A 21556-nucleotide genomic window follows, 5' to 3' on the forward strand; every position below is an offset into this window, starting at 1 on the left:
GAACCGGTGGCGGAGAAAGCGGCGAAGTCCAGGGCGACGGCCAAGAAGGTCGACGAGACACCCATGGGACCCACCGGACGGCCCTATCACGGGTTCGACACACCCGAGCCACTGGCCTCACACGGTCCGGCGAGGATCATCGCGCTGTGCAACCAGAAGGGCGGCGTCGGCAAGACGACGACGACGATCAACCTCGCCGCGGCCCTCGCCGAGTACGGGCGCAAGGTGCTCGCGGTCGACTTCGACCCGCAGGGTGCGCTCTCCGCCGGCCTGGGCATCCAGACGCACGACGTGCCGACGATCTACGACCTGCTGCTCGACACCAAGCGCGACGCGAACGATGCGATCGTCCACTCCAGCGTCGAGAACCTCGATGTCCTGCCCGCGAACATCGATCTGTCGGCCGCCGAGGTGCACCTCGTGAACGAGGTCGCCCGCGAGACGATCCTCGCCCGCGTGCTGCGCCAGGTCGCGGGGGAGTACGACGTCATCCTCGTCGACTGCCAGCCGTCGCTCGGCCTGCTGACGGTGAACGCCCTCACCGCGGCGCACGGCGTCATCATCCCGCTCGAGTGCGAGTTCTTCGCGCTGCGCGGTGTCGCGCTCCTGATCGAGACGATCGACAAGGTGCGCGACCGGCTCAACCCCTCGATCACGATGGACGGCCTGCTCGCGACGATGTACGACCCGCGCACGCTGCACTCGCGTGAGGTCCTCGAACGTGTCGTCGAGGCGTTCGGCGACGACGTGCTCGAGACCGTGATCGGTCGCACCGTGAAGTTCCCCGATGCATCGGTGTCGGGCGTCCCCATCACCGAGTTCGCGCCGGAGCACGCCGCCGCACAGGCGTATCTGCGACTGGCGCGGGAGCTGGTCGCCCGTGGCGCCGTCGCCTGATTCCGAGTTCGACGCCACCCTCGCGCCCGACGGCACCGCGCCTGCTCCGGAAGGCGCGTCCCTCGCGCCCGAAACCGCGGCCGCCGTCATCGATCAGCCGGCAGCCGATCCCGGGTTCCGCGTCTCGCTGTCGAACTTCGACGGGCCCTTCGACCTGCTCCTGAACCTCATCTCGAAGCATGAGATGGACATCACCGAGGTCTCGCTGAGCGCGGTCACCAACGAGTTCATCGCCTATCTGCGAGAGCTCGACGGCGACGAGGAGCTCGACCAGGCCTCCGAATTCCTCGTGGTCGCGGCGACGCTCCTCGACATGAAAGTGGCGGGGCTGCTGCCGCAGGGCGAACTGGTGGATGCCGAGGCCGTCGCGTTGCTCGAGGCACGAGACCTGCTCTTCGCGCGTCTGCTGCAGTACCGCGCCTTCAAGGAGGTATCGGCCTGGTTCTCGCGCTGCCTCCAGCGTGAGGACCGCCGGCACGTGCGAGCGGTGCGGCTCGACGAGAAGCACCGCCGCAAGACGCCCGAGCTCGTCTGGTCGCTCACCGCCGACGATTTCGCCGCGCTCGCGCTCCTCGCGTTCGCTCCGAAGGAGATCCCGCACGTCGGCCTCGATCATCTGCATGCACCGCTGGTGAGCATCCGCGAGCAGGCGGCGATCGTCGTGACGCTGCTGCGCGGCACGGAGTCCCTGAGCTTCCGCGAGCTCGTCGCAGGCGTCAGCGAACCCGGGATCGTCGTCGCGCGGTTCATCTCGGTGCTCGAGCTCTATCGGCACGCGGCACTCTCCTTCGAACAACTGGAACCGCTCGGCGAGCTCACGCTGCGCTGGGCCGCCGACTCCTGGTCGGACGAGACACTCGCGAGCCTGGGGGCCGACTATGACCGATGACGTGACCGCCGCCGAGACCGGGAGCCGCGCCGAGACCACGAGCGCCGCCGAGATCGAGCAGACGCCGTCGACGCCCCTGTCGGAGCGCATCGAGGCGATCCTGCTCATCGTCGACGAGCCGATCGGACTCGTGGCCCTCGCCGCCGCGGTCGGATCGCCCGTGCCCGCCGTTCGGCAGTCGCTCGAGACGCTGGTCGATGACTACGACGGCCGCGGACAGGGTCCACGGCGCGGCTTCGAGCTGCGCGAGGTCGGTGGGGGGTGGCGCCTCTACGTACGTGAGGACCACGATGACCTGATCGCCGAGTTCGTCGGCGGGCAGGCGCCGGCGCGACTGTCGCAGGCCGCGCTCGAGACCCTCGCCGTGATCGCCTACAAGCAGCCCGTCACCCGCAGCCAGGTCGCATCGATCCGCGCCGTGAACGTCGACTCGGTCGTGCGCACCCTGCTCGCCCGCGGCCTGATCACCGAACTGTTCGCCGACTCCGAGACCGGCGCCATCAACTACGGCACGACCGAGGCGCTGCTCCAGCACCTCGGCATCAACTCGCTCGACGAGCTGCCTCCCATCTCTCCGCTGCTCGACGACGGTGCCGATGGGTTCGACGAAGGGACCATCCGATGACCGATTCCGAAGCGCCGCAGGGCGTCCGCCTGCAGAAGGTGCTCGCTGCGGCCGGCGTGGCCTCCCGACGTGTCGTCGAGGAGTACATCGTCGCGGGTCGCATCCGGGTGAACGGCGAGGTCGTGAGCGAGCTCGGACGACGCATCGACCCCGAGACGGATCTGGTCGACGTCGACGGCACGGCGATCCAGCTCGATGTCTCGAAGCGCTATGTCATGCTCAACAAGCCCACCGGCGTCGTCAGCAGCATGCGCGACGAGAGCGGGCGGCCCGACCTGCGCCGCTTCACCGACCAGTACGAGGAACGCCTCTACAACGTCGGTCGCCTGGACGCCGAGACCAGCGGGCTGCTCATCCTCACGAATGACGGGGAGCTCGCCCACGTGCTCGCCCACCCGTCGTTCGGAGTCACCAAGGTGTACATCGCCAAGGTGGAGGGAACCGTCACGGCGCAGACGATCGCGAAGCTGACCGCCGGGTTCGACCTCGAAGACGGGCACATCCGCGCCGACAAGGCCCGTCTCCTCGACACGTCGCGCGGATCGAGCCTCGTCGAGCTCACGCTGCACTCCGGCCGCAACCGCATCGTGCGTCGCATGATGGCCGCGGTGGGCCACCCGGTCACCGAACTGGTGCGTCGTCAGTTCGGGCCGCTCCACCTGGGAACGCTCCCGGCAGGAAAGTCCCGCGAACTGGGTAAAATCGAACTCGGCGCGCTGCTCACTCTGTCGCGCCGTGATTCCGGTGTCGCCTCGGCGCCAGGCGAGCAACAGGAGAACGAGTGACCGACACGTCCAGCGCGTCCAGCGTGCGATCGACGTCCGTCGACGCTGCTCGTCGTCCGGGATCCGAGCGATCGGCGGTCGCCCCTCGACTGTCGGGGACCGTCCGCGTCGTGGGTGCCGGACTCCTCGGCGCGAGCGTCGGACATGCGCTCCGCGCGAAAGGCATCGACGTCGTCCTGACGGACTCGTCGCCCGCGCAGCTGCGTCTCGCCGTCGACTACGGCGCCGGCCGCCTCGCCGCAGGCGACGATCGTCCCACCCTCATCGTGGTCGCCGTGCCTCCGGACGTGACGGCCGACGTCGTCCAGGCCGAGCTCGCTCAGTATCCGGATGCCGTCGTCACCGATGTCGCCAGCGTGAAGCTCGAGCCGTTCCGCGAGCTGCAGGAACGCGGTGTCGATCTCGCTCGCTACATCGGTTCGCATCCGCTGGCCGGACGCGAGCGCGGGGGAGCCATCTCCGCGCGCGCCGACCTGTTCATCGGACGCCCCTGGGTCGTGTGCCGTGACGCCGACACCTCCGCCGCCGACCTCGCTCTCGTGGAGGCGCTCGCCCTCGACGTCGGCGCCATGCCCCTGGAGATGACCCCGGAGGAGCACGATCGCTCGGTCGCTCTCACCTCGCACGTTCCGCAGGTGGTCGCGAGCCTGCTCGCCGGGCGCCTGGCCGAGGCCGATGAGGGTTCCCTCCGGTTGTCCGGGCAGGGCGTCCGCGACACGACCCGCATCGCGGCATCCGCCCCCGAGCTATGGGTGCAGATCCTCGGCGCGAACGCGGGACCCGTCGTCGAGATCCTCGATTCGCTGGCCGCCGACCTGCGGGAGGTGTCGGACGCCCTGCGCGACCCCGGCGCCGCGGGCGCCCGTCGTGTCGTCGCGGAGGCGATCCGCCAGGGCAACGACGGCGTCGACCGGCTCCCCGGCAAGCACGGCCAGAACCGGCGCTTCGAATCGCTCGTCGTGATGATCGACGACACCCCCGGTCAGCTCGGCCGTCTGTTCGGAGAGCTCGGCGAGCTCGGCGTCAACGTCGAGGACCTTCGTCTCGAGCACTCGCCGGGCGCGCAGTTCGGCCTCGCCGAGATCAGCGTCGAACCTGCCTCGCTGCACGGCGCGATCTCGGGTCTTCAAGAACGTGGATGGCGGATTGCGGGGAACACCAATGACTGACACCTCTCTCGACCGGTCCGCCGCCGACACCTCGGCCGTGGACTTCATCGCGATCGACGGCCCCGCAGGTTCCGGCAAGTCGAGCGTGTCGAAGGCGGTCGCGCGGCGACTCGGCTTCGGGTACCTCGACACCGGGTCCGCCTACCGGGCGCTCGCCTGGCATGTGCTCGACCGGGGCGCCGACACGGCGGATGCCGATGCGGTGCTCGCCGCGGCATCCGACTTCCCGGTACGTCTCGGGCTCGATCCCGACGACCGCACCGTGCGTGTCGGCGACGTCGACATCACCGACGCGATCCGCGAACCGCGGGTGTCCGGTGCCGTGAGCGGCGTCGCTCGCGTGCCCGCCGTGCGGGCCCAGGTCAACGATCTCTTCCGCTCGCTCGTCGCGGAGGCGCCGTATCCGGCCGTCGTCGTCGAAGGGCGCGACATCACGACGGTCGTCGCCCCCGACGCGCCCGTCCGCATCCTGCTGACCGCGGCCCCCGAAGTGCGGGCCGCACGCCGAGCCGGTGAACTCGCCGGCGAGAACGCGGAGGCCGTCGCCGCTGCTCTGCACAAGCGCGACGCCTCCGACAGCGCCGTCGTCGACTTCCTCAACGCCGCGGACGGCGTCGAGGTCGTCGACTCGACGGAGCTCGATTTCCCCCAGACCATCGATGCCGTCCTCACGGTGATCGAACGACTCCGAGGAGCACACCGTGGCTGACGAAGAATACGAAGGCGGCCCTGACCGTCTCGCCGAGAAGATGGAGGAGCTCGACGAGCACCTCGCCGAGCAGCGCGCCGAGACGCTGCGCGCAGGCCTCGCCGACTACGAGCTCGACGACGAGGACGCGGCCCTCCTCGCCGGCGTCGAACTGGGCGAGGACGGGATCCAGTTCCTGCCCGCCCTGCCCGTCGTCGCGATCGTCGGGCGCCCGAACGTGGGCAAGTCCCAGCTCGTGAACCGCATCCTCGGTCGCCGCGAGGCCGTCGTCGAGGACACCCCCGGCGTCACCCGCGACCGCGTCACCTACAAGGCGGAGTGGGCGGATCGCCGCTTCACCCTCGTCGACACCGGAGGATGGGAGCCGGATGCCCGTGGCATCGACCGCTCCGTCGCCGCGCAGGCCGAGGTCGCGATCGATCTCTCCGACGTCGTGCTGTTCGTCGTCGACGCGATGGTCGGTGCCACATCGACCGACGAGCACGTCGTGAAGCTGCTGCGCAAGAGCGGCAAGCCGGTCTTCCTCGTCGCCAACAAGATCGACGACGCGCGCCAGGAGCCCGAGGCCGCGGCTCTCTGGAACCTCGGTCTCGGTGAGCCGCACCCGGTCTCGGCGATCCACGGTCGTGGCGTGGCCGACCTGCTCGACGAGGTGCTGAAGAAGTTGCCCGAGGTCTCCGCCGTCGCCAAGGCCGAGATCGGCGGGCCGCGTCGCGTCGCGATCCTCGGCCGTCCGAACGTCGGCAAGTCGTCGCTGCTCAACAAGGCCGCTGGCGAGGAGCGCGTCGTGGTCAACGACCTCGCCGGTACCACCCGCGACCCGGTCGACGAGATCGTCGAGCTGGGGGGCAAGCTGTGGACGCTGGTCGACACCGCCGGCATCCGTCGACGCGTGCACATGGCGCAGGGCGCCGACTTCTATGCGTCGCTGCGCACCTCGGCCGCTCTCGAGAAGGCCGAGGTCGCCGTGGTCGTGCTCGACGTCTCGGAGACGATCAGCGAGCAGGACGTACGCATCATCGACCTGGTGCTCGAGTCGGGTCGCGCGCTCGTGCTGGCGTTCAACAAGTGGGATCGTCTCAATGACGACGACCTCGAGAACGCCGACCGTCGTCGCTACCTCGAGCGCGAGATCGAGCAGGACCTCGCGCACGTCGCCTGGGCGCCGCGCGTGAACATCTCGGCGAAGACCGGCCGTCACCTCGACAAGCTCGTGCCCGCGCTCGAGACGTCGCTGGAGAACTGGGATCGACGCATCCCCACCGGCAAGTTCAACGCGTTCCTCGCCGAGCTCGTGGCCGAGCACCCGCACCCGCTGCGCGGCGGAAAGCAGCCGCGCATCCTCTTCGGGACGCAGGCGTCGACGCGTCCGCCGACGTTCGTGCTGTTCACGACGGGATTCCTCGACCCGGGGTACCGCCGATTCATCCAGCGTCGTCTGCGCGAGCTGTACTCCTTCGAGGGAACCCCGATCGTGATCAACATGCGCGTGCGCGAGAAGCGCCAGCGCTGATCGATCCAGTGGTCAGAGCGGGCGCACCCCTTCCCGGGGTGCGCCCGCTGTTTTCGTTGTGTGACCGATCCGATGCCGTCCGCCCGATGCTGTGACAGGGTGGAGGGGTGACGATCGTTCCCCCCACCTTCGGCGAGCCGCGCCGCCCGGAGGGCCCGCGCGATCCCGGGGACGCCTGGGTCGTCGCCGACTCCGGAGAGCGGTACTGGGGACGCTTCGGCGCTGCCGGGCTGTTGGCCGTGGATGCCGAGCGCGGGGTGCTGCTGCAGCACCGGGTCGCGTGGAGCCATTTCGGTGGCACGTGGGGGCTTCCGGGTGGCGCGCTGCACGAGGGGGAGAGTTCGATCGTGGGCGCGCTGCGCGAAGCGCAGGAAGAAGCGGGCGTGCCCGACGGCGCTGTTCGCCCGCGATTCACGAGCGTGCTCGACCTCGAGATCTGGTCGTACACGACCGTCGTCGCCGATGTGCAGACGCCGTTCGAGCCGGTGATCAGCGATCCCGAGAGCGTGGCGCTCGAATGGGTAGCGCTCGAGGACGTGGATTCGCGGCCGCTGCATCCCGGCTTCGCCCGGTCCTGGCCGGAGCTGCGCCGCCTTCTCGAAGAGCGCGTGGCGCTCGTCGTGGATGCGGCCAACGTGGTCGGATCCGTTCCCGACGGGTGGTGGAAGGATCGTGTCGATGCGGCCGAGCGACTGGCCGGGCGGCTGGACGGTCTTGGAGTCCCCGCCTCCGAGCTGGGCATCGGTGGCACCGAGTGGTTCCCGGAGGTGTCGCTCGTCGTCGAGGGGCAGGCACGGGCGCTCGACGCGCACCCACAGGGTGTGTCGATCGTGCGCGCGGATGCCGCCGGTGATGACGCGATCGTCGCCGAGGTAGAAAAGCGGGTCGATTCCGGAGCGAACGTCTTCGGAATCACGAGCGACCGCGAGCTCGCAGATCGCATCCGGCGGACCGAGCCGGCGCAGGTGCGCTCGGCCGGGTGGTTGCTCGAGCGGCTCTGAACGTTCCCTCCTGCGTGCTCGCAGTGCGAAACTTCAGCGGAGGAAGTCGTCCGATCCGCGTTCGGACCGTGCGTGCAGGCGATCGATCTCCCGGCGTTCGCGTTTGGTGGGGCGTCCGGCGCCGCGGTCGCGGAGGCCGAGTGCCGCCTGCGGCTCGCGCTCGGGCGTGCGGTCGTCGTAGGCCACGGCAGCGAGGGGTGCGCCGACGCGCTTGACCAGCAACTGCCGCACGAACAGGATGCGGTCGAATCCGGAGATCCGGATGCGCACCTCATCACCGATCTTGATGGCCTGGGCTGCCTTCACCTTGTCGCCGTTGACGCGCACATGCCCCGCGCGGCATGCCGTGGTCGCCGCGGAGCGGGTCTTGTAGACGCGCACCGCCCAGAGCCAGCTGTCGACGCGTGCGGTGGGGCTCATGACGTTCTCCTGCGGGTGAGAGCGGCGAGGACGCCGGCGATGAGGAGGCCCTGTCCGAGAGTGTAGGTGAGCATCACGGCGGGGCTCCCCCAGGGGTAGACGGCTTCGGGGAGGAAAAGGCGGAAGGCGAGGATCGTATCGCTCGTGAGGAAGAACGCTCCGCCCACGGCGATCGTCGGCGTGCTGCGCGCGGAGGTGGCAGCCGTGCCGGCGAGGACGACGCCGTAGAGGGCCAGCGCGAGGAGGAGCCCGTCGGTGTGCGGCCCGAGGACGATGAGCATCGCGATCCACCAGATTGCGTAGATCAGCGTCCACCACGGCATCCGTCGCTGGGCGAGGAAGCGGAGGAAGAGAGCGATGTAGGCGAGGTGCGCGAGGCCGAAGAACGCGAGCATCAGCGGCAGTTCGGGAAGCGCGGGGAAGAAAGCACCTGCGCTGTCGCCCAGCCAGGAGAACATCAGCGCGGCGGCGATGAGGAACGTGGTTGGCCGAGAGCCCAGTCGTCGCGCAGTCGGGATCACCGGCACGGCGAGCAGCGGCATCAGCAGGATCTTCGTCGGGCCTACCGCCGGGCTTTCGATGGCGAGAAGGATGACGTGTGTGATCGACACGACGACATAGGGCGTGAAGGCCCACACCAGCGCGGGGGAGAGGACGCGTCGGTGCATTTCCCCATCGTAGAGTCGCTGCGGGTCGATGATCGGCTCAGGATTCGACGGCTCAGGATTCGGACGGCTCAGGATTCGACGGTGACGTGCGTGATGGTGTCGTCATCGTCGAGGTGGACCGCGGGCCAGTAGCCCTCGGGAAAGTGCGTGCCGCAGGTGTCGGTCAGGTGGAGCACGATCGTGCCGTCGGAGGCCGCCTCGATCGCTTCGAGCGCCAGGTCGGATGCCGCGTCGTCGAGCTCGTGGGGTTCAGGATCGCCCTGGCTGAAGGCGGTGACCACCGCATCGGATGCGCGGCGCTGAATTGAGTCGATGTCGGCGACGACGGCGCGGAGTCGGGGGAGTCGTTCGCGGGACTCCTCGGCCGACGTCCCCTCGAGCATGAGCTCTACCGAGGAATCGTCTCGCGCGAGCGATCCGCCGTACCAATCGTGGGTGAGCACCGTGCCGTCGGTGAGTTCGGTCGTCGCCCGGGTGAAGGTGCCGAGTACGGCGTCGTCGATGATCGGATGCTCGTCGCTCATGTCTTCACGCTACCGGTCGGCGCGGGGGCGTGGACGTTCATGCGCGAGGTCGAGGACCACGAGCGGCCGGCCGGGCTTCAGTTCGCCGCGCGGGCGAAATCCCTCTGCGAGGAAGGTCGTGAGCATGCCGTGGAACAGCTCGTTCGCATGCTGCTTCGTGCCACCGGTGTCGACGGGATACCCCTCGATCAGGCGGGCGCCTGCGGTGCGGGCGTAGTCGATGGCCGCTCGGAGCAGGGTGCCGTTGAGGCCCCGGCCCCGGTGCTCGCGTCGCACGACGAAGCAGGTCACGGCCCAGACCAAGTCGTCGTCGAACGGCTCCTCCGTTGCGGCGGCGATCGCACGGGTGTGTTCCAGTCGGCGCTGCACCGTTCTCGGTCCGATGCGGATCCATCCGGCGGCCTCACCGTCGACGTACGCGACGAGGCCCGGGGCAGGACCGGAGGAGATCTCGTCGCGGAGCATCGTCGTGCGCTCGGGCGTGCTCGTCTCGTTCCAGTCTTTGCTGCGCAGCATCGGCCAGATGCACTGACAGCTGGCACCGTCGCCGCCGCCGGTCAGCGCGTGCTGCACGTCGCTCCACCGGGCGATCGTGGCCGGCTCGGTCGTGATCGTGGTCATGCGCGGCACGTTACGCCGGGCATCCGACACTCGCAACGCCGGTGGTTCGCGGAGGCCCCGGCGTCAGGCTAAGATGGATGAGTTGCCTGCGCGAGAGTGCAGAACAACGGGCTGTGGCGCAGCTTGGTAGCGCACTTGACTGGGGGTCAAGGGGTCGCAGGTTCAAATCCTGTCAGCCCGACCAGATAAGCCCCGGAGATCGCAGAACGATGCGGATCTCCGGGGCTTTTTCGTGCGTCGAGGGGCCCGCCGGCATCCGCCGGCGAGCCCCCTCGGCTCACTCGAAGTACGACTCGCAGGCCCGGCCGTCGTTGTTGCCGTCCAGCCGGAAAACGTCGCCGTACCACGGGTAGTACTTGTTGAAATCTGCCTGGGCCGCCGCCTGCGACGGGTAGTCCGGGCAGTTCTTGTCGAAGTTCGGACGCGGCGGCGCTGTCGGCTTCGGGGGAGTGGTCGGCTTCGGGGGAGTACCCCGCATCTCGGGACGGGGCGATCCCATCGCCCTGTACTCGGCGGCCGTGAGTGCCTTCGAGACCGTCGGTCCGGAGTAGTAGATCGTGCTGCTGCCGTAGTTCTGCCAGACCTGGTCGTTCGGGAACCTCGTGCGCACGACCGGCGTCGGGTTGCCCTCCGCCTTCCATCGCGCAGCGGTGATCGGTGTGCCGAGCCCCTGGGCGTAGTCGGTCAGGAAAGCGATGCTGGAGTTCCAGGAGAGTTTCACGAATCCCTGATTGGGGCGCTTCTCGAACGGCTGGTTGCCGGATGCCGCCCATTCCGCCCCGGTCAGCGCGTGCTTCGTGCGCCCGACGTCTTGCACGAAGATCTGCGACGAGCCCGCCCACTGGTAGTAGGTCGAGCCTTCGATCCACCCGGCGTTGCGCGGCTTCGGGTTGCCCGCCTTCTTCCATTCGGCGGCGCTCACGTGCTTCCAGATCCAGCGCGACTTGTCGGTGCCGAAGATCGTGACGGCGCTGATGGTGGGTGACCACGCGTACTTGACGTAGCTCGTCGGCGCCGGCCGAGGAGTGGGCGTGCCGGCTGCCTGCCACTGCGCGAAGGTGAGGGCGGTGATGGTGGCTCCCGTGACCGCCCAGATCGTCCCGTCGTACTTCGTGATGTAGTAATCGGTCGGCGATGCCGGTGTGGCCGGGCGGTCGTCCGGAATCGTCGGGACGATAGTCGTCTGCGGCCCGCATCCCGCGAGCACGTTCTGCACGGCGGACTTCTCGGCCTGATCGATGGAGAGGTTCCACCGCCACTTCACCGCGACCCAGTCGGAGACGTAGGTGCAGCGCGCAGCGGGGAGCGAGGTCGTCGGCAACCACCCGGCCGGATCCTTGTCGGATTTGGCGGTGTTGACGGACGCGGTCACCATGTTCAGCGATCGCGCGTCACCGGTGTCGTTCGAGAACGCCGTGCGCTGCGCGTCGGTCCACGTCCATGCGCCGGAGACCCAGGCTTCCTTCAACGCGACGAGGTGGTCCATCTCCACCGCCGCCGGGTCGACGTGCAGCACGTTGTCGTAGGTCGAGAGCCACTGGCCGCTCACGACGTCGCAGCCCTCGACGACGACGGCCGGAACCTGGGACTCCTCGATGAGTACTTCTTGGCGCGTTCGGCATCCGTTAGCATCGAGGTCCTGCCCCTCGAAGAAGAAGTCGCGGTTGTACGCCGGCCCGGAAGTCACCTCCACCCTGAGCTCGTTGAGCAGATCCGACACGAGGACCTGCTGGCCCGCCGGAGGCGCGGCCAGAGCGACGGTCGGTGTTGCGGAGCCGATGATGACGAGCGCGACGGATATCGCCGCAATACGTACGCGATTGCGCATGCTTCTCCCCTGAACGGGCTCCGCCATGGAGCCTCGCGCTCAGGATACACACAGGTATATCGATGTGCATGGATCTCGCGAGTTGCGAAGATGATGAGCCGAGGGGAAAACGATCCGGCCCCTCATCGCCCGAGATGAGGGGCCGGCGAAGTCGAGCGAGAAGGTCCGCAAGCGTACCCACCCCCGATTGGAACGCTCGGACCCGAGAGAGTATCCGGTTGTGCCGCCTGGTTCGACCGACGCGGAGTCGCGTCTACGACTCGTTGTCTAACCAGGTTAGCTTTTCCATCCGATCGCTGCTTTCCCTTGACGTGACGTCATAGACCAGCTATGCGCCGCGGGGGAAGCAGCGGCAGTGTCAGCCCTCACGGCGTGACTGGCTCCGGAGCAAGAGCGCGATCCCGCCGAGAAGCAATGCCGTGGCGGCCCACAACCCGCCGCCGAGATCGAGTCCGCTCTCCGCCAGTTCCGGTGCGCCCGATTCCTGGGGTGAGCCGGAGCCCGGCGCCGCCGGAGGTACCGCGACCACCGCGGGTTCGATCGTGATCTCGTAGGCGACCACGACGTCGGGCGCGGTGCCGTTGCTCACCACCACGGTGAAGGGGAAGGTTCCTGGAGTAGTCGGCGTTCCGCTGATGACGCCGGTGATCCCGTCGAGCGCGAGTCCGGGAGGCAGCGAGCCCTCGCCGATCGCGTACGTCGGAGCCGGGGTGCCGGTGGCGGTGATCGTGTGCGAGTAGTCCACGTCGGTCCCGCCGTTCGCCGGGGCGCCGGAGGTGACCTCAGGGCTGGTGCTCACGGTGCCGGGAGCCGAGCAGCCGCTCGGTACGACGATGACGTTGTCATCGAGCGTCACGGCCCCGGTGCGTGCCAGCAGACGGCCCTCCACGGTCGCGGCTGTCTCCGCCGTGACCGAGACGTCGGCCATGACGGTGCCGATGAACTGCGCCGCCGAGCCGATGGTGGCGGACGATCCCACCTGCCAGAACACGTTGCAGGCGCTTGCACCGCCGGTGAGGGTGATGGTGGCGCCGGTCCCGATCGTCAGCGTCGACGCGGCCTGGAAGATCCAGACGGATTCGGCCGTGCCCTCGAGGGTCAGCGCTCCAGAGAGGGAGAGCTCTCCTCCCGAGTACACGCCAGGAGTCAGCGATGCGCCCGTGAGATCGCCGAGCCCGGACGTCGTCGGCGTCAGGCCCGCGGCGACGTCGTACGCCGTCGTCAGATCGGCCTGCGCCTGAGCCGCGACCGCGTCGGTCTGATGCACGGTGCCGGTCACGGTTCCCGGCGGAAAGCCGGTGATCGAGGTCTGCGGGCTCAGTCCGAGATCGCCGTCGAGCACCGACGGCCCGGTGTTGGTCACGGCAGAGGCCGCCAGAACAACGAAGGGCGTGGCCGTGCCGAGGTCGATCGGGCCATCGATCGTCGTGTCGGCGGATGCCGCGCCGGGCGAGGCGAGGAGGAGGACCGTAGCGGCCGTCGCGGCGAGGAGGAGGGCAGGTTTTCGAATCCGGAACACGACGTTCCTTCCGTTCGGGAGGGCTCGTCATCGACAGCGGTCAACAGGTCGGCACCTCTCGTCTGTCTATCACCGATATACCGATGTTCCCGATTTGCGCTCGACTGACGACTCAATCGTGACCTTCGCCCGACGGGCAGGTGGGCACTCAGCATCCGCATTCCTCCCGCTCCTAGACTGAGCGGCACGGCGCCCGTGCCGAGGAGGACCCCATGGACCACACACCGCTGTCCGAGGCCAAGCCCTGGCTGAACGCGTACGCCGAGGGCGTTCCGCACGAGATCGACGAGGTGACCCAGACCCTCCCGGAAATGCTCCGCCAGAGCGCCAAGAAGCACGCGAAGCGCACGGCGCTGGAGTTCTTCGGGGCACGGACCAGCTACGCCGATCTCGACGAGCGTGTGCGGCGTGCGGCTGCCGGTCTCAAGACCCTCGGGGTGCGAAAGGGCGACCGGGTCGCCCTGGTCCTTCCCAACTGCCCGCAGCACGTCATCGCTTTCTACGCGGCGCTGCGGATCGGCGCGATCGTCGTCGAGCACAACCCGCTCTACACGCCGCGCGAGCTGCGGCACCAGTTCGAGGATCACGGCGCGAGCTTCGCGATCGTCTGGAACAAGGTCGCCGACACCGTCGCGGCCTTCCCGTCCGACGTGCGTCCGGCGCACATCCTCACCGTCGACCTGACGCGGGCGATGCCTGCCACGCAGCGCCTCGCGCTGCGTCTGCCGGTCCGACGTGCACGCGACGCACGCGCGGCGTTGACCGCCAAGGCGCCGCGGGGCCGCGGCATCCGCGAGTGGGAGAGCATCGAGCGCTCCCGGCCACTCGCGCGGCGAGCACCCGGTCCCGAGCTCGATGACATCGCCCTGCTCCAGTACACGAGCGGAACCACGGGCGAGCCCAAGGGAGCGATGCTCACCCACCGCAACCTCCGCGCGAACGCGATGCAGGGACGCGCCTGGCTGCCCGGTCTTCGTGAGGGTGAGGAGACGGTCTACGGAGTGCTGCCGCTGTTCCATGCCTACGGGATGACGCTCTGCCTGACGTTCGCGATGGGCATCGGCGCCAAGCTCGTGCTCTTCCCGACGTTCGACGTGGGGCTGGTCTCGACGGCTGTGCGCAAGTCGCCCCCCACCTTCCTTCCCGCGGTGCCGCCGATCTACGACCGTCTGACGCGGGCGGCATCCCGTGACGGACTCGATCTCTCGAGCGTGCGCTTCGCGATCTCGGGGGCGATGAGCCTGCCCGTGTCGACGGTCGCGCGTTGGGAGGAGGCGACCGGCGGCCTCCTCGTGGAGGGATACGGGATGACCGAGACCTCGCCCGTCGCCCTCGGCAACCCCGTCGGGCCGACGCGGCGACCCGGTACCGTCGGCGTCCCGTTCCCGAGCACGACCATCCGCGTGGTCGATCCCGATGACGTTCAGGTCGAGGTCGCACCGGGAGAGCCCGGCGAACTGCTCATCCACGGGCCGCAGGTGTTCTCGGGCTACTGGGGGCGGCCGGAGGAGACCGCCGAGACCCTGCTTCCGGGCGGCTGGGTGCGCACCGGAGACATCGTCACGGTGTCGGAGGACGGCTTCGTGACGGTGGTCGATCGCCGCAAGGAGCTCATCATCACGGGCGGCTTCAACGTCTCGCCCAGCGAGGTCGAGGAGGCGCTGCGCTCGCATCCGGATGTGGAGGACGCTGCGGTCGTGTCGCTCCCGCGCGGCGATGGAGCCGAGATGGTCGCGGCCGCGGTCGTGCTGCACGCCTCGGCGGCGGTCGGGATGGAGGCGCTCCGCGACTACTGCCGGACCCGGCTCGCGGCCTACAAGGTTCCGCGTCGGATCGTTCCGATGGACGATCTGCCCCGATCGCTGATCGGAAAGGTCCTGCGGAAGGATGTCCGTCAGCGGATGCTCCAGAAGGAGAACGAGCGCGACGGGGGATGAGCCCTCTCGAGTCCTCTGCCCCACGCAGGTCTTCTCGAGAGGGCTTCACCGTCCGTCCCGGACGGTGGGGAGGCGGCGATGAAAACTCGCTGCTCTCTCTCGGGCTGATTCCCCAGTCCTCAGCCCTGTAGCCCCCGCTACGCATATCAGAATATCCCGAAAATGTCTTGTCCGCCATTTGGGGGACAAACTTTTTTGAAAGTCCTGATTTTCCGGGGTCTCTACCGCCCCGAGCGGATGCTTCCTAAGGTGGAGTCATGGACAGGTCGATCGTTTTTCCGGGGCAGGTCGCCATCGCGCAGGGCCACCGCGTCGAGGTGACCGAGCAACTCGATCCGCTCAGTGGCGAGACGCTCGCGATCGCCGTCCGTGATCTCGAGACGAACATCCGCTATCGGCTCGTCGAGGAGGCTGCCGGCCTCGATGAGGTGCGCTGGCTGGGCAGGGTGCTGGACTGCACGATCAGCGTGTCGTCGACCGGATCCCGCACCGATCTGCGCGTGGATGCCCGCGGGCCGGGTCCGGTCGGCGCGAAGGTCGCGCTGCGCGAGGCGGATGCCGCGGCCGATGCCGCCAAGGCCGAGGCCGACCGTTGGGGCGGGTCGGATCGTCCGCCACCCGTCGAGGAGTCCGAGCGCTTCTGGTGAGGGCTGCGAGCGGGGGCTCACCGATGCTCATCGGAAGTCCCGCGAGTGGTGGGAGAGGCCGGTGCGCAGGTCGTCGAAGGCGTCCGCGAGAACGTTGATGACCCCCTCCTCGGATCGTTCGAGAATGCCCCGGATGATCAGCGCGGGGGAATCCCGAGCGACCCGGCGGTAGCGGTTCCAGACACCCGCCGAGCAGATGATGTTGACGAGTCCCGTCTCATCCTCGAGATTCACGAAGGTCACGCCCGCCGCGGTCGCCGGTCGCTGGCGATGGGTCACGAGGCCGGCGACCTCGACGCGTCGGCCCGTCTCGTGGGTGCGCAGATCGGCGGAGGTGAGCACGCCGCGCTCGCCCAGCGCCGAGCGGAAGTGCAGCATCGGGTGGTCGTCGGTCGAGACCCCGGTGGCCCACAGATCGGCCGAGAGGCGCTCGTAGCTGCTCTGATCGGCGAACAGCGGCGGCTGTACGGACACGCTCGTCCCCGGCAGGAAGCGGGAGCGGTCATCGGCCGCCGCGCCCGCGAGCCAGATGGCTTCACGGCGCTCCAGCCCGAGGCAGGCGAACGCCCCGGCGGTCGCGAGCGCCTCGAGCTGTGCGGCCGTGGCATCCGTGCGCCGCACGAGATCGTTCAGATCGCGATATGGGCCGTGCGCCTCGCGTTCCGCGACGATCCGCTCGGCCATCGGCACACCGATCCCACGCACTCCGCTGAGCCCCATCCGCACGGCGTAGCCGCCGTCACGACGGTGGGCATCGGATTCGTCCGGGGCATCGCGGTCGAAGCGCAGCGTCGGCGGCTGGGGCACGTCGCGGCAGGAGTCGCGTCCCGTCGGCATCCGGCCCTCTGTTCCGGTGAGCGGCTCGAGTGTCTCGGTCGCGCCGGAGACCTGCAGATCGGGTCGCCGCACCTCCACGCCATGCCGACGAGCATCCGCCGTCAGGGTCGCCGCGGAGTAGAAACCCATCGGCTGCGAACGCAGGAGACCGGCGAGGAAGGCCGCGGGGTAGTGCAGCTTCAGCCAGGAGCTGGCGTACACCAGAAGGGCGAACGACAGCGAGTGCGACTCCGCGAAGCCGAAGTTCGCGAACGCCTGGATCTGCGCGTAGATGCGATCGGACGCCGCCTCGTCGAGTCCACGGCGTGCCATGCCCGCATAGAGCTTCTCGCGCACCTTCTCGATCTTCTCCAGGCCGCGCTTGGATCCCATCGCACGACGGAGCAGGTCGGCCTCGTCGGCGGTGCAGTCGCCGACCGCGGTCGCCATCTGGATCAACTGCTCCTGGAAGATCGGGATGCCCAGGGTGCGCTTCAGGATCGGCTCGAGATCCGCATGCGGATAGGGGATCGGGAAGTCGACGGGCGCCTCACCGCGGGCCGCGCGTTCCCGGTTCTCCTCGTCGACCCTGTCCTTGGCCATCTTGCGCTGCACGAACGGGTGCACCGCGCCGCCCTGGATGGGGCCCGGACGAATGAGGGCGATCTGGATCGCGAGGTCGTAGAAGCTCCGCGGTTGCAACCGGGGCAGCAGCCCGATCTGTGCCCGGGACTCCACCTGGAAGACACCGATCGAGTCGGCGCGGCAGAGCATGTCGTAGACGCCGGGCTCCTCCTTGGGCAGGGACTCGAGCGTCCAGAGCTCTCCCGTCGCCTCGTGGATCAGGTCGAAGCAGTGCTGCAGGGCCGCCAGCATCCCGAGACCCAGCAGGTCGAACTTGACCAGCCCCATGAAGGCCGCGTCGTCCTTGTCCCACTGGATGACGGTCCTGTTCTCCATACGAGCGTGCTCGACCGGAACGACCTCGCCGACCGGACGTGCCGTGAGCACCATCCCGCCCGAATGGATGCCGAGATGGCGCGGCGCCTTCATCAACTCGCCGGCGTAAGCGAGGACGTTCTCGGGGATGTCGTGCCCCTCTGCGGGTTCCAGCCCGGCGCCCCAGCCGTCGACCTGCCGCGACCACGAGTCCTGCTGTCCCGGGGAGTGCCCGAGCGCTCTGGCCATGTCGCGCACGGCGTTCTTCGGGCGGTACTGGATCACGTTCGCCACCTGAGCGGCGCGCTCCCGGCCGTACTCGGCGTACACCCACTGGATGATCTCCTCCCGGCGCCGCGAGTCGAAGTCGACGTCGATGTCGGGCTCCTCCTGGCGGGTGGTGGCGAGGAACCTCTCGAAGGGCAACCCGTACAGGATGGGGTCGACGGCGGTGATCCCCAACAGGTAGCAGACCGCGCTCGCCGCGGCCGACCCGCGCCCCTGGCAGAGGATGCCGCGGCGGCGGGCCTCGGCGACGATGCCGTGCACGATGAGGAAGTAGCCGGGGAAGTCCTTCTCCTCGATCACGTTCAACTCGCGTTCGATCCGGCTCCGCCCGGCGTCATCGATGCGGGGGTACTTCGAGGGCACGGCCTCCCACACGAGCCGCCGCAGCCAGCTCATCGGGGTGTGCCCCTCCGGGACCTTCTGCCGGGGGAGGGCCGGGCGGGCGAGACGCAGGGGAAAGGCGGATGCCGACGCCAGCTCGAGCCCCGAGGAGATGGCTCCGGGGTATCGCCGGAATCGCGCCGTCATCTCGGCGCCGCTGCGCAGATGAGCGCCACCGTGCGCGGGCAGCCATCCGTCGAGCTCGTCCATGCTGCGCACCGCCCGGACCGCGGCGACGGCCTCGGCGAGCGGTGCCTGCTGAGGGGCGGCGTAGTGCACGTTGTTCGTCGCGACGACGGGGAGGTGCATCCGCCCCGCCAGCTCCGCGAGCACGTCGTTGCGGCGGGTGTCGAGCGGGTCCCCGTGGTCGAAGAGCTCGACGGCGACGTGCTCTGCGCCGAAGAGGTCGACGAGATGCTGCAACGGCTCCCGGGCGTCACCGCGTTCGAGCCCCTGACGCACCGCACCCTTGCGGCATCCGGTCAGGATGGTCCAATGGCCTCCGGCGCTCGCCGCGAGCTCGTCGAGGTCGTAGACGGGGCGCCCCTTCTCGCCGCCGCGGAGCTGCGCGGCGGTGATGACGCCGGAGAGCCGGTGGTAGCCCTCCATCCCCCGGGCGAGGACGAGCAGGTGCTCGCCCGCGGGATCGGGAGTGCCGCGCTGCGGGGCCGGGAGATCGAGCGACAGTTCGGCTCCGAAGACGGTCTGCAGCCGGACGTCCATGAGCTCGGCGGCCTCGGCGAAACGCGCGGCCCCGTAGAACCCGTCGTGGTCGGTGAGCGCGAGGGCGCTGAGTCCGAGGCGCTCCGCCTCGATCAGGAGCGCCTCGGGGGAGGAGGCGCCGTCGAGGAACGAGTACGAGGAGTGGGCGTGCAGTTCGGCGTAGGGAACGGCATCCTCGGGGCGCGGCACGGACGAGGGGGGGATGCTCTTGCGTCGCCTGCTCACCGGTCCGGGATCGGCACGTGTGCCGGAGGGCTCGGCGCTCGGTGGCTCTCCGCTCAGGGTGCGCGCCAGCTCCCCCCACTTCAGCGGCGGATTGTGGAAGCCCATCAGCGGTACCGTCCCTCGGCCCACCAGCGTCCACCGGCGCAGAACACCAGCCAGGCGCGATCCCGATCGTCGACGACCTGGAAGCGGTGCCCCCTCTTGCCTCCGCCCGAGGCCCAGCGGCGCTCGTGCACGGGCCAGGGTCCTGCCCAGGCGTGCACGGCGGTGCCGTCGATGAACGCGGGGTCGGAGGAGAGCGCGCCGCGTTCATCGATGCGGATCGCGGCGCCGTCGGCTCCGGTGACCCCGAGGGGACGGGGCGGGCGGAAGACCTCGGCGGGAAGCGGATCGGGAAGGCTCCCGGGCCAGGGGGAGGCGGAGTCGCGCGGAGCGACCGCGCGTTCTCCCCACGGAGTGAGCACCTGGCGGTCGGCGAGCCACCGCCCGCCGGCGAGCGCGGCGGTGACCACGCCCTCGTGCCCCAGCATCGTCTGCACGCGGGACACGGCGTGGTGCAGGCGCTCGTCCGTGCCGGAGCCGAAGAGCCCCGGCTGGTGGTGAGCGGCGTCATCGACCGCGACCGGCACGATTCGGACTGCCGAGATACCGCCGAACGCCCGCGCCTCATCGACCGGATCCTTCGCGGACTGCGCCGCCAGCGCCTCCAGCTGCCAGCGGACCCGGTCGACCAGGTCGGAGGCGTCGAAGCACGAGGGGTGCAGCCACGGTCGGGAGAACACCTGCCCGTTGTCGTCGGTCAGGTCGATGCGCACCTCGGTGCAGACGACGGATGCCTCGCCCAGCGCGAGCATCACCGCGTCGGCCGTCTGCCGCACCGCGAAGGCCACCTGATCCGCGCCGCCCAGCGGGGTCTCGAACTCCACGCTCCGCATCAGTTCGGGGTCGGGAGGACGGGGCTCGAGTCGCTGCGAGTCCGCGCCGGCGGCCAGCGCCCGGAGACGGGCGCCGCGCTCGCCGAAGCGATCGCGCACGTCGACGGGGTCGAGGGCGGCGAACTCTCCGAGCGTGCGGACGCCAAGTCGGAGGAGAAGACCGGTGATCTGCTCGTCGCGCAGCACCTGCACGGGGAACGGCGCGAGGAACTCCCGGGCCTCGCCCGGCGGTACGACGGTGCAGCGCTGAGGCCCGCGGGCGGCGGTCTCGGCGGTGAAGGGGCCGTCGCCGACGCCGATGCGCACCTCGGGGAACCCCGCTTCCGTGAGCCGCGACACGAGCCAGCCCGCGGCTGCCTCCTCTCCGCCGTGATAGCGGGAGATCCCGCGGGCACGGAGCACCGCGAGTCCCGGACGCAGCAGTGTGACGCCGGGGGCGTGCTCCTCGATGAGCTGCAGCACGGGGAGGAAAGCACGCTCGTCGCGGTCGGGGTCGTGGGGGAGCACGCGCAGGGAGGAGAGGCGTCCCTGCGCCTCGCGCCGGCGCTGCCCGACCCGCACTCCGTGTTCGCGGGCTGAGGCGGTGCAGGCGACGACGGTGTTCGCATGCATGAGAGCCGTCGGCGGGTGCGGGAGCGCGTCGCCCAGCGCGGCGCGCAGCGGCCAGTCGGGGAACCACAGCACCAGGACGCGGAGAGGGGCGTTCATCCGGCTTCCGCCCAACGGAGGAGCTCGGGCGCCGGGGCATGGCTCTGCGTGCGCGCGGGCAGAGCAGGGAGTGCGGTGAGCTCGGTCGTCACGGACTCGAGTGCGCCGTCGCGCCCGGGCAGTCGCACGCGGACGCTGGACGCGAGCGGGCGTCGGCGGGTCTGCGCTGTCACGGTCACCGTGCGGTCGGATAGCAGCCCCCAGCCCGCCCCGAGACCGTTCCACTGCGGGTCGTGCACGCGGATGGACCCTTCGCTCTGCGGCCAGACGCCGGTGACGAGCAGCGTGGTGCCACGATCGCGCAGTCGGGCGCTCAGCCGGGAGACGTCGGCGTCGCGCAGCCGTGTTCCGGGGTGCACGGCGATCAGGGGCACGACCTCGGCGAGGGCGGAGGTCGCGGCGAACCAGCGATCGCCGGGATCGGGCACCAGGATCAGCCGGTCGAGATCGATGCCGAAGCCCGCGGCCGCTTCGACGCCGAGCGTCGGCATGCCGACGACGGCGCACCAGTGCCCCTTCTGCGAGGCCGCGCTCAGCAGGGCGAGGACGAGACTCGGTGAGGGGGAGAGCGTGTACGCGGTGCCGGCGAGGAGTCCTTCGTCGGGGAGGATGGACGAGAGGGCGGGGTCGAGGGGGAGCACCGCCTGGTCGCTGCGGCGGCGCTGCATCCGACTGATCTCACGGCGCAGGCGAAGCACCTCTCCCGCACGCGCATCGCTGTTCGGAGAGAGCGCGGTCACCGCATCGAGCCCGATCCCCATGATCTCCATCCTCGAACGAATATTCGAA

At 69.6% G+C, this 21556-nt stretch carries 19 protein-coding genes and 1 tRNA gene; 11 read left to right on the forward strand and 9 right to left on the reverse strand.

All coding sequences use genetic code 11. The features are described from left to right. The first annotated feature begins 63 nt into the window (after positions 1–63). From ACIPVN_RS00105 to ACIPVN_RS00140, 8 genes are all read left to right on the forward strand, one after another. On the forward strand, positions 64–897 hold the full coding sequence (locus ACIPVN_RS00105; protein ID WP_400443261.1) for a ParA family protein: 834 nt from the start codon (positions 64–66) through the stop codon (positions 895–897). After that, positions 881–1786, forward strand: a complete 906-nt coding sequence (locus ACIPVN_RS00110) for a segregation and condensation protein A (protein WP_400438007.1) — start codon at positions 881–883, stop codon at positions 1784–1786. The genes ACIPVN_RS00105 and ACIPVN_RS00110 overlap by 17 nt, the downstream gene beginning before the upstream one ends. Further along, positions 1776–2411 carry an SMC-Scp complex subunit ScpB gene (scpB, locus tag ACIPVN_RS00115; protein ID WP_400438009.1) on the forward strand — a complete coding sequence of 212 codons (636 nt, stop codon included), beginning with the start codon at positions 1776–1778 and terminating at the stop codon, positions 2409–2411. Before ACIPVN_RS00110 ends, scpB begins: the two co-directional genes overlap by 11 nt. Next, positions 2408–3196: a pseudouridine synthase gene (locus tag ACIPVN_RS00120; RefSeq protein ID WP_247622042.1), complete on the forward strand. Its 789-nt coding sequence runs from the start codon at positions 2408–2410 to the stop codon at positions 3194–3196. The genes scpB and ACIPVN_RS00120 overlap by 4 nt, the downstream gene beginning before the upstream one ends. Before the next feature lie 23 nt (positions 3197–3219). Next, entirely contained in the window at positions 3220–4365 is a 1146-nt protein-coding gene (locus ACIPVN_RS00125; protein ID WP_400443263.1) for a prephenate dehydrogenase, read from the forward strand. After that, complete coding sequence (cmk, locus tag ACIPVN_RS00130) at positions 4358–5074, forward strand: (d)CMP kinase (protein WP_400438011.1); 717 nt, start codon at positions 4358–4360, stop codon at positions 5072–5074. The genes ACIPVN_RS00125 and cmk overlap by 8 nt, the downstream gene beginning before the upstream one ends. 40 nt (positions 5075–5114) lie before the next feature. Further along, entirely contained in the window at positions 5115–6587 is a 1473-nt protein-coding gene (der, locus tag ACIPVN_RS00135; RefSeq protein WP_247624674.1) for a ribosome biogenesis GTPase Der, read from the forward strand. Positions 6588–6694: 107 nt separating this feature from the next. Continuing rightward, the gene (locus ACIPVN_RS00140; protein ID WP_400438013.1) at positions 6695–7588 is read left to right on the forward strand and encodes an NUDIX domain-containing protein; all 894 of its coding nucleotides are present in this window, start codon (positions 6695–6697) and stop codon (positions 7586–7588) included. 33 nt (positions 7589–7621) lie between these two features. Here ACIPVN_RS00140 and ACIPVN_RS00145 read toward each other — a convergent pair whose 3' ends face one another. The 4 genes from ACIPVN_RS00145 to ACIPVN_RS00160 all read right to left on the reverse strand — a co-directional run bounded on the left by ACIPVN_RS00145 (position 7622) and on the right by ACIPVN_RS00160 (position 9821). Continuing rightward, on the reverse strand, positions 7622–8008 hold the full coding sequence (locus tag ACIPVN_RS00145; protein WP_400438015.1) for an RNA-binding S4 domain-containing protein: 387 nt from the start codon (positions 8006–8008) through the stop codon (positions 7622–7624). Beyond that, the gene (locus ACIPVN_RS00150) at positions 8005–8676 is read right to left on the reverse strand and encodes a lysoplasmalogenase family protein (RefSeq protein ID WP_400438017.1); all 672 of its coding nucleotides are present in this window, start codon (positions 8674–8676) and stop codon (positions 8005–8007) included. Before ACIPVN_RS00150 ends, ACIPVN_RS00145 begins: the two co-directional genes overlap by 4 nt. Before the next feature lie 68 nt (positions 8677–8744). Further along, positions 8745–9200 carry a hypothetical protein gene (locus ACIPVN_RS00155; protein WP_400438019.1) on the reverse strand — a complete coding sequence of 152 codons (456 nt, stop codon included), beginning with the start codon at positions 9198–9200 and terminating at the stop codon, positions 8745–8747. 9 nt (positions 9201–9209) lie between these two features. After that, entirely contained in the window at positions 9210–9821 is a 612-nt protein-coding gene (locus ACIPVN_RS00160; protein ID WP_400438021.1) for a GNAT family N-acetyltransferase, read from the reverse strand. A gap of 107 nt (positions 9822–9928) precedes the next feature. On the opposite strand from ACIPVN_RS00160, the gene ACIPVN_RS00165 reads away from it, so the two are divergent. After that, positions 9929–10005 (forward strand) — tRNA-Pro (locus ACIPVN_RS00165). Between the two features lie 93 nt (positions 10006–10098). Here the strand turns inward: ACIPVN_RS00165 and ACIPVN_RS00170 are convergent. Together ACIPVN_RS00170 and ACIPVN_RS00175 are read right to left on the reverse strand one after the other, a co-directional pair. Continuing rightward, positions 10099–11649 (reverse strand): hypothetical protein, encoded by a 1551-nt coding sequence (locus ACIPVN_RS00170; RefSeq protein WP_400438023.1) that lies wholly within the window; start codon positions 11647–11649, stop codon positions 10099–10101. Positions 11650–12007: 358 nt separating this feature from the next. After that, positions 12008–13168, reverse strand: a complete 1161-nt coding sequence (locus tag ACIPVN_RS00175) for an ice-binding family protein (RefSeq protein ID WP_400438025.1) — start codon at positions 13166–13168, stop codon at positions 12008–12010. A gap of 212 nt (positions 13169–13380) precedes the next feature. Here ACIPVN_RS00175 and ACIPVN_RS00180 point away from each other — a divergent pair, with 212 nt between their 5' ends. After that, positions 13381–15105, forward strand: coding sequence for a long-chain-fatty-acid--CoA ligase (locus tag ACIPVN_RS00180; RefSeq protein ID WP_400438027.1), 1725 nt, complete (start codon positions 13381–13383; stop codon positions 15103–15105). A gap of 257 nt (positions 15106–15362) precedes the next feature. Beyond that, positions 15363–15752 carry a hypothetical protein gene (locus ACIPVN_RS00185; RefSeq protein WP_400438029.1) on the forward strand — a complete coding sequence of 130 codons (390 nt, stop codon included), beginning with the start codon at positions 15363–15365 and terminating at the stop codon, positions 15750–15752. A gap of 27 nt (positions 15753–15779) precedes the next feature. Here the strand turns inward: ACIPVN_RS00185 and ACIPVN_RS00190 are convergent, their stop codons facing one another. The 3 genes from ACIPVN_RS00190 to ACIPVN_RS00200 are packed head-to-tail and all read right to left on the reverse strand — an operon-like array spanning position 15780 to position 21528. Next, positions 15780–19229, reverse strand: coding sequence for an error-prone DNA polymerase (locus tag ACIPVN_RS00190; RefSeq protein ID WP_400443265.1), 3450 nt, complete (start codon positions 19227–19229; stop codon positions 15780–15782). Continuing rightward, positions 19229–20767 (reverse strand): DNA polymerase Y family protein, encoded by a 1539-nt coding sequence (locus ACIPVN_RS00195; RefSeq protein WP_400438031.1) that lies wholly within the window; start codon positions 20765–20767, stop codon positions 19229–19231. Before ACIPVN_RS00195 ends, ACIPVN_RS00190 begins: the two co-directional genes overlap by 1 nt. Further along, entirely contained in the window at positions 20764–21528 is a 765-nt protein-coding gene (locus tag ACIPVN_RS00200; RefSeq protein ID WP_400438033.1) for a hypothetical protein, read from the reverse strand. The genes ACIPVN_RS00195 and ACIPVN_RS00200 overlap by 4 nt, the downstream gene beginning before the upstream one ends. Positions 21529–21556: the final 28 nt, after the last annotated feature.

Source organism: Microbacterium sp. NPDC090003 (genome assembly GCF_044748385.1).
In the GTDB taxonomy this organism is placed as follows: Bacteria; Actinomycetota; Actinomycetes; order Actinomycetales; family Microbacteriaceae; genus Microbacterium.